This window comes from Leisingera methylohalidivorans DSM 14336, from assembly GCF_000511355.1.
Taxonomy (GTDB): domain Bacteria; phylum Pseudomonadota; class Alphaproteobacteria; order Rhodobacterales; family Rhodobacteraceae; genus Leisingera; species Leisingera methylohalidivorans.
Genome location: NC_023135.1, coordinates 26,911 through 39,769, shown reverse-complemented (window position 1 = coordinate 39,769; position 12,859 = coordinate 26,911). Strand labels below are relative to the sequence as shown.

General features: G+C 62.9%; 11 protein-coding genes. 6 read left to right on the top strand and 5 right to left on the bottom strand.

Annotated features, from left to right (window positions below; translation table 11 throughout):
- Positions 1–3: 3 nt before the first annotated feature.
- From METH_RS00180 to METH_RS00165, 4 genes are all read left to right on the top strand, one after another.
- Positions 4–654, top strand: a complete 651-nt coding sequence (locus tag METH_RS00180) for a histidine phosphatase family protein (RefSeq protein ID WP_024088382.1) — start codon at positions 4–6, stop codon at positions 652–654.
- Positions 655–677: 23 nt separating this feature from the next.
- Positions 678–1,292, top strand: coding sequence for a glutathione S-transferase family protein (locus tag METH_RS00175; RefSeq protein WP_024088381.1), 615 nt, complete (start codon positions 678–680; stop codon positions 1,290–1,292).
- 11 nt (positions 1,293–1,303) lie between these two features.
- Positions 1,304–2,353 (top strand): saccharopine dehydrogenase, encoded by a 1,050-nt coding sequence (locus METH_RS00170; protein WP_024088380.1) that lies wholly within the window; start codon positions 1,304–1,306, stop codon positions 2,351–2,353.
- A 119-nt stretch (positions 2,354–2,472) separates the two neighbouring features.
- Complete coding sequence (locus tag METH_RS00165; protein WP_024088379.1) at positions 2,473–3,615, top strand: saccharopine dehydrogenase family protein; 1,143 nt, start codon at positions 2,473–2,475, stop codon at positions 3,613–3,615.
- Positions 3,616–3,682: 67 nt separating this feature from the next.
- Here the strand turns inward: METH_RS00165 and METH_RS00160 are convergent, their stop codons facing one another.
- From METH_RS00160 to mutL, 4 genes are all read right to left on the bottom strand, one after another.
- Positions 3,683–4,006 (bottom strand): DUF3775 domain-containing protein, encoded by a 324-nt coding sequence (locus METH_RS00160; protein WP_024092335.1) that lies wholly within the window; start codon positions 4,004–4,006, stop codon positions 3,683–3,685.
- 87 nt (positions 4,007–4,093) lie between these two features.
- On the bottom strand, positions 4,094–5,398 hold the full coding sequence (locus tag METH_RS00155) for an adenylate/guanylate cyclase domain-containing protein (RefSeq protein ID WP_052348642.1): 1,305 nt from the start codon (positions 5,396–5,398) through the stop codon (positions 4,094–4,096).
- Positions 5,399–6,781, bottom strand: a complete 1,383-nt coding sequence (locus tag METH_RS00150; protein WP_044008286.1) for a DNA recombination protein RmuC — start codon at positions 6,779–6,781, stop codon at positions 5,399–5,401.
- A 31-nt stretch (positions 6,782–6,812) separates the two neighbouring features.
- On the bottom strand, positions 6,813–8,744 hold the full coding sequence (gene mutL / locus METH_RS00145) for a DNA mismatch repair endonuclease MutL (RefSeq protein WP_024088377.1): 1,932 nt from the start codon (positions 8,742–8,744) through the stop codon (positions 6,813–6,815).
- A 242-nt stretch (positions 8,745–8,986) separates the two neighbouring features.
- Between mutL and deoC the strand changes: the two genes are divergently transcribed.
- Together deoC and METH_RS00135 are read left to right on the top strand one after the other, a co-directional pair.
- Positions 8,987–9,976: a deoxyribose-phosphate aldolase gene (deoC, locus tag METH_RS00140; RefSeq protein WP_024088376.1), complete on the top strand. Its 990-nt coding sequence runs from the start codon at positions 8,987–8,989 to the stop codon at positions 9,974–9,976.
- A gap of 11 nt (positions 9,977–9,987) precedes the next feature.
- Positions 9,988–12,324, top strand: a complete 2,337-nt coding sequence (locus METH_RS00135) for an aldehyde dehydrogenase family protein (protein ID WP_024088375.1) — start codon at positions 9,988–9,990, stop codon at positions 12,322–12,324.
- A 184-nt stretch (positions 12,325–12,508) separates the two neighbouring features.
- Here the strand turns inward: METH_RS00135 and rpsO are convergent, their stop codons facing one another.
- On the bottom strand, positions 12,509–12,778 hold the full coding sequence (gene rpsO / locus METH_RS00130) for a 30S ribosomal protein S15 (protein WP_024088374.1): 270 nt from the start codon (positions 12,776–12,778) through the stop codon (positions 12,509–12,511).
- Between the last annotated feature and the right edge of the window lie 81 nt (positions 12,779–12,859).

Below are 12,859 nucleotides of genomic sequence, written 5' to 3'. Positions count from 1 at the left end.
CCCATGTCCCACATCACGCTGATCCGCCACGGCCAGGCCAATACCAGCGCCCGGGACGAAGCCAGCTATGACCGGCTCAGCGATCTGGGCCACCAGCAGGCGGCCTGGCTGGGGAACCATCTGCGGGCCACTGACAGTCATCACCCCCGCGTCTATTGCGGTACCCTCACCCGCCATATCGAAACCGCCTCCTCGATGGGCTGCACCGATGTGGTGCAGGACCCGCGCCTGAACGAGATGGAGTATTTCACCCTCGCCGAGGCGATGCGTGACCAGATCGGCTTGGCCATTCCGGAAGAGCGCGAGGGCTTTGTCGATCATTTGCCCAAGGTTTTTGCCGCTTGGGCTAAAGACGAAATCGCCGAACCCTACGAAAGCTGGGCCAGTTTCGAGACCCGAACCCAAGCAGCGCTGAAAGAAATCGCTGCAGGCGACGGCCCCGCACTTGTGGTCACCTCCGGCGGGCTGATCTCGATGGCACTGCGGCAGGCGATGGGGCTGGACACCGCGGGCATGGCCCGGCTTGCGCTGGCGATCATGAACACCTCGATGCACCGTCTGTTCCCGATCGGCGGCCACCTCAGCCCGGTTCTGTTCAACGCGGTGCCGCATCTGGAAGCCCCGGACCGGCATTTTGCCCAAACACATCTTTGAACGACCGAAAGGGAGGAAAAGACATGCAGCTTTATTACGCCCCCACCACAATTTCCGTGGCCGTGGCCATCGCACTGGAAGAAGCCGGGATGGAATACGAGGCGGTAAAGATCGACTTTGCCGCCAAGGAACAGACCGGTCCGGCCTATGCCCAGATCAACCCCAAGGGCCGGGTGCCCGCCCTGGCGGTTGAGGGCGGCATCCTGACCGAAACTGGCGCGCTGCTGGAGTATATCGCCGATATGGCGCCGGAAGCCGGCTTGCGCCCGCAGGACCCGGTGCTGCAGGCGCGGATGCGCGAGGTGATGTTCTACCTCGCCTCGACCATGCATGTGAACCACGCCCATATGCGGCGCGGCGCCCGCTGGGCCAGCAAGACCTCCAGCTACAAGGACATGCAGGCCAAGGTGCCGCAGACCATGACGGCCTCCTGCGAGTACATCAGCCAAGCCGGCCTGCGCGGACCCTTTGTGCTGGGCGATACGGTCAGCCTCGCCGATTGCTACCTCTATGTGATCTGCACTTGGCTGGCGGGTGACGGGGTGAAAGTGGACAGCTTCCCCAAAATCCAGAACTTCATGACGGCAATGGAGCAGCGCGAGTCGATCCGCGCAGTCTATGCCAAGGAAATGCTTTGAAGGACACGACGATGACGCATCTGTGGGTACGGGCCGAACAGCGCCCGAATGAGGAGCGGGTGGGCCTGACCCCCGAAGGCGCCAGGGCACTGCTGTCAGGCGGCATCAAGGTCACGGTAGAAGAGAGCTCAGTGCGGGCGGTCCCGCTGCAGGGCTACATTGATGCAGGCTGCGAAATTGCGCCGGAAAATTCCTGGCCTCAGGCGCCAGCGGATGCGATCATCTTCGGCCTCAAGGAGCTGCCCGAGGACGGCACCCCGCTGCCGCACCGCCACATTATGTTCGGCCATGCCTTCAAGGGTCAGCATTCCGGCAAGGCGCTGCTGGAACGGTTCAAGGCTGGCGGCGGCACGCTCTATGATCTGGAGTATCTGGTCGATGAGACCGGCCGCCGGGTTGCTGCCTTTGGCTATTGGGCGGGCTATGCCGGCGCGGCAGTCACACTGAAAGCCTGGGCTGCCCAGCAGCGCGGAGAACTCTGCGGCCCGGTTGGCGTCTACGGCGGCAAGGATGCCTTGCTGGCAGATCTCGGGTTGGAACTCGATGCGCTGAACAACGGCCGTCCTACCGCCATCGTCATCGGCGCGCTTGGCCGGGTTGGAACCGGTGCCGCTGACCTCTGCGAGGAGATGGATGTGAAGGTCACAAAGTGGGACATGGCCGAAACCGCAAACGGCGGCCCCTTCCCGGAAATCCTGGCCCATGACCTGTTCCTGAACTGCATCTTCGCTCGCCCCGGCACACCTGTCTTTGTCCCGCGCGAAGCGCTGAGCGCAGACCGCAAGCTGACCGCCATCGGTGATGTCGCTTGCGATCCGGACAGTGACTACAACCCGGTGCCGGTCTATGACCGCGCGACCTCCTGGGAACAGCCTGCCTTGCGCGTAGCCGGCAACCCGGTGCTGGACGTGACGGCAATCGACAACCTGCCATCGATGCTGCCGCTGGAAAGCTCGGAAGATTACGCCGCCCAGCTGCTGCCCTCGCTGCAGACCCTGACCGATCTAAACAGCGGCGTCTGGGGCCGGGCCAAGGCTGTTTTCGAACAGCATTTGCCGTAACACTGCCAGGGCAGCACCCGGCTGCGGGCGGAAACGAAGTGCCCGCCCTTGGGGGCGGTCGGGCAAAACACTTGATTTTCCAGCGCTCCCCCAAGCGCGACGACCTAGGGAGACATCTGATGACAATTCACTGGTGCGGCACCGGCCTCTCTGCCATTCCCGGCCTGCGCCGCCTATTGGAGGCGGGCCATGACGTGGCGGTCTGGAACCGGACCACTGACAAGGCACGCGAAGCCGTCGGCGACCTGACCACCAACATTCACGCTTTCAGCCTCGCCAACCTGGGCCAGATGCTGAGCCCGAAAGACGTGATCGTCTCCATGCTGCCGGGCGACTGGCATGTGCCGCTGGCGGAGCTGGCGATTGAGCATGGTGCGCATTTCGTTTCCTCCTCCTACATCGCGCCGGAAATGCGCGCGCTGGACCAAAGGGCCAAAGATGCCGGCGTCTGCCTGATTAATGAGGTCGGCCTGGATCCCGGCATCGACCACCTTATGGCGCATGCGCTGGTGGCGGATTACAAAGCATCGCAAGCCTTTGACGCGGAAAACGAGATCAGCTTCATCTCCTATTGCGGCGGCATCCCCAAAACCCCGAACCCGTTCCGCTACAAATTCAGCTGGTCGCCGCTGGGCGTTCTGAAGGCGCTGCGGTCACCGTCAAAATCGATCCGCGACTTCAAAGAACTGGACGTCGCCCGCCCCTGGGACGCAATCTCCTCCTACAACGCGCCGCTGCCCACCCCCGAAAGCTTCGAAGTCTACCCGAACCGCGACTCGATCCCCTTCATGGGCCAGTACGAGTTCGGCGAGGACTGGAAGGTAAAAGAATTCGTTCGCGGCACCCTGCGCCTGAACGGCTGGGCCGATGCCTGGGCGGATGTGTTCAAGGAGGTCGAAACCCTCACCGGCCCCGAAGGCGACGCCCGCCTCAAGGAGATGTCGGATCAGTTCTGGACCGAAAACGCCTATGACGAGGGCGAGCCGGACCGGGTGGTGCTCTGCGTCGGCCTGAAGGCCGAGAAAGACGGCGCCGAGGTCTGGCACAAGACTTATGTGATGGACGCCTGGGGTGACGCGCGCGGCACCGCAATGGCGCGTCTGGTTTCCTATCCGGTGTCCTTTGCCATCGAGGCTGCCATGAACGGCAAGATCGCTGCCGGCGTTCACGCCGCACCCAGCGACCAGGGCCTGGTCGAAAAATGGATGGGCGAGATCGGCAAACTGGCTCAGCACCTTGAGGTCGTCGACAGCAAGGCCTGATGGATGCGTGAAACAACGAAGGGCGCCGGATCGCGGCGCCCTTTTGCAGTGCAGACCAGCGCGGCCCCTAGCGGCCGATCACATCGTCCTCAACATCGTTCACATCTATTCCCAGCGCCTCCAGGCCGGCTTCCAGATTGTCAGCCAGATGCGGCGTCCCGAGCAGGTAATCGACGGTCGGCGTTGTCGCTTCCTGCCGGGCGGTGTAAATTGCCTCGCCCAGCTCTTCCGGCTCGAAACTGCCGCGGCCGACCCACATGATACCTACTAATTCCGACTGCTGATCTTCTCCCATGCGGTTTATGAAGGCGCGCAGTTCCCCCTCAGCCCGGCCCAGTTCACGGGCCATCATCGCCACCTGTGCCACCTTTCGGGCTGAGATCTCCAGCATTGCTCCATTCCTTCTATTCGCTGCCTCAGCATAGCAAACAGCAGGCCAAACGCCTAAGTCTTTGATCTGGGGCAAATGGAGCTCTGCTTAGTCCAGCGTCTTTCCGAACAGCGCAAGCCCGCTGCGGCGCCCGCGCAAATGCTCCGCCGGCAGCGTAACCCAGCCTCGGCGCGCGGGCTCTATCCCGGCTTCCTTCAACAAGGCTGAAGACGCGATCAGCGCCATGCCGTTCGTCTTTGTCAGCTGCTCCAGCCGCGCAGCAGTGTTCACCGTGTCTCCGAACACGGAATACTCCAGCCGGGCCTGTGTGCCGGTGACACCTGAAAACACCTCGCCCCAATGCACTCCGATCCCTGCGGCCAGGCCGGTCTCTCCAGCAGCCTCCCGTTTCTGGCGCCAATCCTCCATCTCTGCCAGCAGCCCTTCGGCGCAGTCCAGCGCCCGCGCCGCAGCCCGTTCCCCCTCAAACAGGATCATCGCTGCGTCGCCGATGTGTTTGTCGATCAGCCCGCCAGTCTGGCCCGCCACCATTTCGACACGGGTGCGGAACTCGGTGATCAGGCCGCTGACCTCCTGCGGTTCGCGGCCTTCGCACCAGCTGGTGAAACCGCGGATATCTATGAACAGGATCGCCATTTTCTGCTGGCGGCCTTCCCGCAGCGCCTCCAGCCCGCCGCCTGCCAGACGGCCTGCCAACTGGGCCGGAAGGTAGCGGGTCAGATTGGCCTTCTGCCGCGCCTCCTCGATCGACCGGCGCAGCAGCCCGCGCATCCGAAGCGCCGCCACGATCAGCACCGCCCCAGCCAGCGTTATCATCAGAACCCGCATCAGATTGGGTGGCGTGGCCATCGACAGGTGAACACGCTGAACCGCATCTGCAGAGATGTAAGCAGGTTCCCATAGGACCAGCCACACGAACCCCGCTGAAACCAGCAGCACCTGGTATCCCAGCAGCAGCGGGTTGAAGCGCAGCACCCCAAAGGCCAGGATCAGCGGTGCCATCCATGTGGCCGGCATGGAAAAGACAACCTCGCCCGAAAGCCCGGAATTCAGCAGCGACAGCCAGGAGTTCAAAAACAGGAACACCCCGTCTGCCGTGACCGCGGCCCAGATCATCCAGCGCCGGAAAACGCCCTGACGGATGGCGGCGAAACTTAAAACCCCTACCGCCATATAGGCCAGCATAGTTGCCGCCGCGAGACCGATCTGGTGCCACAGATAATCCTGCTCCACCGTCTGCACTGCATCAACCGCCAGCACCAATGCCGCCAGCAGCCCGGCCGAGACCGCTATCCGCAACAGCGCCACAATACGCTCGGCCTCGACCTCCGCCGCCCGCAGCAGCGACGCCTCTCCCGAGGCGCCAGCGCGCCAGATCAGCGGCAGCTGCATCTATTCGTCCGCCAGCAGGGCCACCTGGCGCGGTTCGGTTTCCACCTGTCCGGGGTCCTCTAACTCCGCGTCTTGCGCAACAACTCCCATGGCCTCGAACTTCCGGGCCGAGGGCAGCACCCGCGCTTCCAGCGAACCCACTGCCTTGTTGTAATTATTCACCGAGGACGACAGCGACCGGCCGACTGACGCCAGGTTCCTGGAAAATGTCGACAGCCGGTCGTACAGCTCTTTCGCGGTCTTTTGCACCTCAACTGCGTTTTCCGCCATCTTTTCCTGCTGCCAGCCATAGGCAATCGATTTGACCAGCGCCATCAGGGTGGTTGGCGTGGCGATCAGGACCTTGTTTTCAAACGCATATTCAATCAACCCCGGATCCGCCTCCACCGCCGCGGACACAAACGTCTCACCGGGGATAAACATCACCACAAAGTCCGGCGTCTCGCCCAGTGCGCTTTGATAGGATTTCGACGCAAGCTGACGCACATGGGTTTTGACATGGCCCGAATGACGCAGCAGGGCCTCCTGCTGCTGATCGGGCGTCTCCGCTTCCAGCGCATCCAGATACCCCTCCAGCGGGGTCTTGGCGTCCACAACAATGCTCTTGCCGCCGGGAATGCGCACCACAGCATCGGGGCGGCGCAGCCCGTCATCCGTGCCGACGCTTTTCTCCAGCTCATAGTCTACATGCTCGGCCATGCCGGCCATCTCGAACACTTGGCGCAGCTGCATCTCGCCCCAACGGCCGCGGGTCTTGGGCGCCCGCAGAGCCTGCACCAGCTTGCGGGTCTCGCCGCCCAGCGCCGCCTGGCCCTCGGCCAGATGCTTCACCTGTGTCTGGATCGCGCCGTAGGCCTCGTTGCGGGCCTTCTCAATTTCCTTGATCCGCTCACCGAACTGACCCAGCTTCTGATCCAGCGGCTTTACCAGCCCCTCAATTGCAGCGTGGCGCTTGGCCAGATCCGCATCCGCGGATTTGCTGTGCGCCTGAAACCGCTCGCTGACCAGGCTCAGGAAGTTTTCCGAGTTCTGCTTCAGAACACCTGAGGCCAAGGAGGCAAACTTGTGCTCCATCTGGGTATTCATCTGTTTCAGCTCTTCCAGCCGCGCCGAATGCTCCGCCTTCAGCGCCTGCACCTGGGCCTCTGCCTGGTAACGGGCGGTACGCTCATTCTCGCTGGTACGGCGCAAAGTGGCCAGCTCATCCGCCAGCTCCGGAAGCCGCGCAACCTCGGCTTTCAGCCCTGCATTGTGGCTGCGCAGATCACCGTTGGCCTGTTCCAGCCGCCGGGCCGCGCCTCGCAGCCGCAGCCCCGCCAAGGCCAGAACCGCGGCCAGCCCGGCCAGCACGTAAATGGCCCATTGGGCCTGTTCCAGAGTCACTGCTCGTCCTCCCTTTACCGGGGGTTCTTGTTCAACTGCGCCCGAACAGGCGCTCGATATCTGCCAGTTTCAGTTCCACATAAGTGGGGCGGCCATGGTTGCACTGGCCGGAATGCGGCGTTGCCTCCATCTCGCGCAGCAATGCATTCATCTCCTCGCCCCGCATCCGCCTGCCTGAACGGATCGAACCATGGCAAGCCACCCGGCTCAGGATTGCTTCGATCTTGGCCTGCACCAGCTGGCTTTCACCCTGGTCGGACAGTTCGTCCAGAATGTCCTTGATCATTGCTTCGGCGTTTACCTCGCCCAGGATCGCCGGGGTTTCCCGCACGGCAACAGCGTTACCGCCAAAGGCCTCGATGCCAAGGCCGAATTTCGCCAGTTCCTCTGCCACGCTTAAAAGGCACGCGCAGTCATTGTCGCTCAGCTCGACAATTTCCGGAATCAACAGCGCCTGGGCAGCAACGCCATTCTCTGCCATCTGCTGTTTCAGTTTCTCATAGACCAGCCGCTCATGTGCGGCGTGCTGGTCGACGATCACCATGCCGTCGGCAGTCTGGGCGATAATGTAGTTTTCATGCACCTGGCCGCGCGCCGCACCCAGCGGCAGCTGCTCGGCCCCGGGCGCGGCGGCTTCGGACGCAGCTGGCGGCTGACTTGGGGCCGTTGAACCCGTCAGAGGCTCTGTGACCCGCCCGCTGTAGGCCGTCTGCAATTCGGCAAAGCCTGGCGATGGCGGCGCATCAAAGGAAGACGTTTGCGGCAAACCGGGGGATTGCGCCGCGTAAGCACTGCTGCGTGCGCCCAGCGACGGCCGGTCCATCTGATAGATCCGCGGCGCGCCGGTGGCGGTAGGCTGTTCCGGCTTCATTGCCCCCAGCGTGGCGCCGGCCACAGTGGTTGAGGCGCGGTGCCCGGCCTCTGCCAACGCATGACGCAGGGCTGAGACAATCAGCCCGCGCGCCAGCCCCGGATCACGGAAGCGCACTTCGGATTTGGCGGGGTGCACGTTCACATCGACCAGTTGCGGGTCGCAATCGATGAACAGCGCCGCCGCAGGGTGCCGGTCGCGGCTGAGGAAATCAAAATAGGCAGCCCGAAGCGCGCCGGTCAGCGTCTTATCCTTCACCGGCCGGGTATTGACAAACAGGAACTGCGCCACCGCCGCCCCGCGCGAATAGGTCGGCAGTGCCGCATAGCCAAAAAGCCGGATCCCTTCGCGGGTGGCATCAATCTTCAACGCGTTCTCGGCAAATTCGCGCCCCAGAACCGAGGCCAGCCGCCCGTGCAGCGCATCAAACAAATCTCCCGGCAAAGGATCGGCGCGGAAGGTCACCCGGCCCTCGCCGCCTCCGGACACGTCGCGCAAGGTAAAGCCAACCGAAGGCTCCGCCATTGCCAGCCGTTTCACCGTATCCGAAATCGCCTGGCTCTCAGCCCGGTCAGTGCGCATGAACTTGAGCCGCGCCGGGGTGGCAAAAAACAAATCGCTTAGCTCGACGATGGTGCCCATCCGCAAGGCGGCCGGCTTCACCGATTCCAGCCTGCCGCCGGAGACGCGGATCTGCGCCGCTTCATGCCCTGCTGCCCGGCTGGTGATCGTCAACCGCCCTACAGCCCCCAGCGAAGGCAGCGCCTCACCGCGGAATCCGAAGGTATGGATGTTCAACAAGTCCGAGCCGTCAATTTTGGAGGTCGCATGGCGCGAGAGTGCCAGCGGCAGGTCCTCCGGCGTCATGCCGCAGCCGTCATCCGTAACCCGGATCAGCGTCTTACCGCCATCTGCAATTTCCACGGTGACGCGGGTGGCGCCGGCGTCAATGGCGTTTTCCACCAGCTCCTTGACCGCCGAAGCGGGCCGTTCCACCACCTCGCCAGCGGCAATCCGGTTGATGGCGCTGTCATCCAGCTGGCGGATGATTGGACGGGTATTTTCGCTGATATGGGGTTCTGCACTGCTCATACCGCTAAATTTAGCATGCGGAGCTGATTCTGCCACAGGAATGCGCGCGGCTTCGGCAGGTGAAGCGTGAAAAAAATCTGTACCGCACCACCTGCTCCACCCGGTTTTCAGGGCGCCACCAAAGCCCGCGCACCCATAATTTGTCCAATCAGTCAAAAAAACCGGCGGCGCTGGTTGGCTTCGCTTGCCAATATGCCGCACCCGTGCGAATTTCGCACGGAACTCTGCTGAGGACTACCCGAATGGAAAGCCAAACCGCTGAACAAAGCGCGCAGCTGCCGCAACTGGCCGAACCGCGCAATCCGGGCATGGCGCTGGACCTGGACTGGGTCGCTACCGTACAGGCCAATACGTCGGCCATCGAACGCCGCTGTGCCACACTGCCGGGCCGCCGCAGCGTGAAGAAAGACCACCAGGCGGCTTGGCTGCTGAAAGCCATCAGCCTCATTGACCTCACCACGCTCTCTGGCGACGACACCGAGGGCCGTGTCCGCCGCCTGTGCGCCAAGGCCCGTCAGCCGGTCACCGCCGATGTACTGCGCACACTGGGGATGGAAGGTCTCACCACCGGGGCGGTCTGCGTCTACCACGACATGATCCCCACCGCGGTTGCCGCATTGCAAGGCACTTGCATTCCGGTGGCCGCGGTCTCCACCGGTTTCCCGGCAGGCCTGTCCCCCTTCCACCTGCGGCTGGCGGAGATTGAGGAAAGCGTCAAAGCAGGCGCTGCGGAGATCGACATCGTAATCTCCCGCCGCCATGTGCTGACCGGCAATTGGCAGGCGCTGTATGACGAGATGAAAGCCTTCCGCCAGGCCTGCGGCGACGCCCATGTTAAGGCGATTTTGGCGACCGGCGAACTGGGCTCCTTGCGCAACGTGGCGCGCGCCTCGCTGGTCTGCATGATGGCAGGCGCCGATTTCATCAAAACGTCAACCGGCAAGGAAAGCGTCAACGCAACTTTGCCTGTCAGTCTGGTGATGATCCGTGCGATCCGCGATTTTTACAGCCGCACCGGCTGCCGCGTCGGCTACAAACCCGCGGGCGGCATTTCCAAAGCCAAGGACGCGCTGGTGTACCTTGCACTGATGAAGGATGAGCTGGGCGACCGCTGGCTTCAGCCAGACCTGTTCCGCTTTGGCGCCTCCTCGCTGCTGGGCGATATCGAGCGCCAGCTGGAACATCATGTCACCGGGGCATACTCCGCCGGCTACCGCCACTCCATGGGCTGAGGGCTGAACACATGACCATCAAAGAGATTTTTGACACCATGGACTACGGCCCCGCCCCCGAAAGCGCCGCCGAGGCACTGGCCTGGCTGGTCGATCAGGGCAGCCGGTTCGGCCATTTCATCAACGGCGAATTCACCGCTCCCGGCGACGGATTTGACAGCCGGAATCCTGCCACCGGAGAGGTGCTGGCCACCCTGACCCAGGCCACCCAAGAGGACGTGGACGCCGCAGTTGATGCTGCCCGCAATGCGCAAGGCAAATGGCAGGAGCTTGGCGGGCCGGGCCGGGCCAGATACCTCTATGCCATTGCCCGGCTGCTGCAGAAGCATTCCCGCCTGTTTGCAGTGCTGGAAACGCTCGATAACGGCAAGCCGATCCGCGAATCCCGCGACATCGATATCCCGCTGGCCCAACGGCATTTCTACTACCACGCAGGCATGGCCCAGCTGATGGAAAGCGAACTGCCGGACGCCGAGGCCTTGGGCGTCTGTGGTCAGATCATCCCTTGGAATTTCCCGCTCCTGATGCTGGCCTGGAAGATCGCGCCTGCAATTGCCATGGGCAATACGGTGGTGCTGAAACCGGCGGAGTACACTTCGCTCACAGCGCTTTTGTTTGCCGACATCTGCCGTCAGGCCGGCCTGCCCGAGGGGGTTGTCAATATCGTCACCGGCGACGGCGCGGCGGGAGAAATGATCACCGCGGCAGACGTGGACAAGATCGCCTTCACCGGCTCCACCTCCGTCGGCCGCCGGATCCGCGAGGCCACCGCAGGCAGCGGCAAGGAACTGACGCTCGAACTCGGCGGCAAGTCCCCCTACATTGTTTTTGACGATGCCGATATCGACAGCGCCATCGAAGGTCTGGTTGATGCGATCTGGTTCAACCAGGGTCAGGTCTGCTGCGCCGGCTCGCGCCTGCTGGTTCAGGAAGGCATTGCCGGGCGGTTCCACACCAAACTGAAGGCCAGGATGGACGGGTTGCGCATTGGCAACCCGCTGGACAAATGCATCGATGTGGGCGCCGTGGTCGACCCCGTGCAGCTGGACACCATTTCCAGCATGGTCGCGGCCAATCAGGCGGGCACCATGCATCAGGCCCAGGTGGAAATGCCTGAAAGCGGCTGTTTCTACCCGCCGACGCTGATTGAAGGCCTGTCGCCTGCCGACCTGCTGATGCAGGAAGAGATTTTTGGCCCGGTGCTGGTTTCCTGCACTTTCCGCACCCCTGCCGAGGCAGTGGAGCTGGCCAACAACACCCGTTACGGGCTGGCGGCAACCGTCTGGACCGAGAACCTGAACCTGGCGCTCGACATGGCGCCGAAACTGGCAGCCGGCGTCGTCTGGATCAACGGCACCAACATGTTCGACGCTGCGGCCGGATTCGGCGGCGTGCGCGAAAGCGGCTTTGGCCGCGAGGGCGGCTGGGAAGGCTTGACCGCATACACCCGCGCCAAAGCCAAGATAAAACCGCTGGCCAAAGCAGAACCGTTCGACGGCAACGGCGCCCCGGCAGATCCGCTGGACCGCACCGCCAAAATGTATATCGGCGGTAAGCAGGCCCGCCCGGACAGCGGTTATTCCCAGGCGGTATACAGCAAGACCGGAACGCTTTTGGGCCATGCCGGCCTTGCCAGCCGCAAGGACATCCGCAACGCGGTCGAAGCTGCTGCGGGCGCAAAAGGCTGGTCCAGGACCACAGGGCATTTGCGGGCGCAGATCCTCTATTACATCGGCGAAAACCTTTCAGCCCGCGCCGCGGAATTTGCCGCCCGCATCGACGCGATGACGGGCAGGAAGACCGGAACGGCTGAGGTTGAAACCTCAATCCAGCGCTTGTTCACCGCGGCTGCCTGGGCCGACAAATACGACGGCCAGATCCACGGCGTGCCGATCCGCGGCGTGGCACTGGCAATGAAGGAACCTGCCGGTGTGATTGGCGCGCTTTGCGCCGATGAGACGCCGCTGCTGGGTCTGGTCTCAGCAATGGCCCCTGCAATGGCCATGGGCAACCGGGTGGTGCTGGCGGCCTCCGAGCCCTTTCCGCTGGCGGCCACCGACTTCTACCAGGTTCTGGAAACATCAGACGTGCCTGCAGGCGTGGTCAATATCCTGACCGGCAGACACGCCGAGCTGGCCAAACCGCTGGCTTCGCATCTGAACGTGGATGCGGTCTGGAGCTTCTCTTCCACCGATCTGTCAGCGGCGATCGAGGCCGCTTCGGCAGGCAATCTGAAACGGACCTGGGTCAACAACGGCGCTGCCACCGACTGGACGCAGGACCACACCAAACGGTTCTTGCAGGAAGCCACTGAGATAAAGAACATCTGGGTGCCTTACGGCGAGTGAAGCACAGGTCCCCAGCGCCTGCCTGTTTTTGGTCAAAACTTACAGCGCCGCTCCTTCCGGGGCGGCGTTTTCCATGCGGCCCTGCCCGCATGCCAGGCCCAAACCCAGGCCCAAGACGGGACTTGCGGACAAAAAAAACGCCCGCTCCTTACGGAACGGGCGCAAAATCCGGGATAAGCGCGGATTAGCGGCGGATGCCGAGGCGCTTGATCAGGTCCTGGTAACGGGCCTCATCCTTGCCTTTGGTGTAGTCCAGCAGCTTACGGCGCTGAGCAACCATCTTCAGAAGGCCACGGCGGCCGTGGTTGTCCTTCTTGTGGGTTTTGAAGTGCTCAGTCAGGGTGTTGATGCGCGATGTCAGGATTGCAACCTGGACTTCCGGCGAACCGGTGTCGCCGTCCTTGGTCGCGAATTCTTTCATCAGGCGTGTTTTTTCTTCTGCAGTGATCGACATCGGGGTCTCCTTAAAAGGTTAGAGTGGATGGCACAGGCCGGGATGTCGTCCAGCGCAGGCCCATGGAGCAACCTGCCGCAG

Excerpts from the sequence above, each read along its gene's own strand:
- METH_RS00180 (WP_024088382.1), top strand. The coding sequence starts at position 4 with ATGTCCCACATCACGCTGATCCGCCACGGCCAGGCCAATACCAGCGCC.
- METH_RS00175 (WP_024088381.1), top strand. The coding sequence starts at position 678 with ATGCAGCTTTATTACGCCCCCACCACAATTTCCGTGGCCGTGGCCATC.
- METH_RS00170 (WP_024088380.1), top strand. The coding sequence starts at position 1,304 with ATGACGCATCTGTGGGTACGGGCCGAACAGCGCCCGAATGAGGAGCGG.
- METH_RS00165 (WP_024088379.1), top strand. The coding sequence starts at position 2,473 with ATGACAATTCACTGGTGCGGCACCGGCCTCTCTGCCATTCCCGGCCTG.
- METH_RS00160 (WP_024092335.1), bottom strand. The coding sequence starts at position 4,006 with ATGCTGGAGATCTCAGCCCGAAAGGTGGCACAGGTGGCGATGATGGCC.
- METH_RS00155 (WP_052348642.1), bottom strand. The coding sequence starts at position 5,398 with ATGCAGCTGCCGCTGATCTGGCGCGCTGGCGCCTCGGGAGAGGCGTCG.
- mutL (WP_024088377.1), bottom strand. The coding sequence starts at position 8,744 with ATGAGCAGTGCAGAACCCCATATCAGCGAAAATACCCGTCCAATCATC.
- deoC (WP_024088376.1), top strand. The coding sequence starts at position 8,987 with ATGGAAAGCCAAACCGCTGAACAAAGCGCGCAGCTGCCGCAACTGGCC.
- METH_RS00135 (WP_024088375.1), top strand. The coding sequence starts at position 9,988 with ATGACCATCAAAGAGATTTTTGACACCATGGACTACGGCCCCGCCCCC.
- rpsO (WP_024088374.1), bottom strand. The coding sequence starts at position 12,778 with ATGTCGATCACTGCAGAAGAAAAAACACGCCTGATGAAAGAATTCGCG.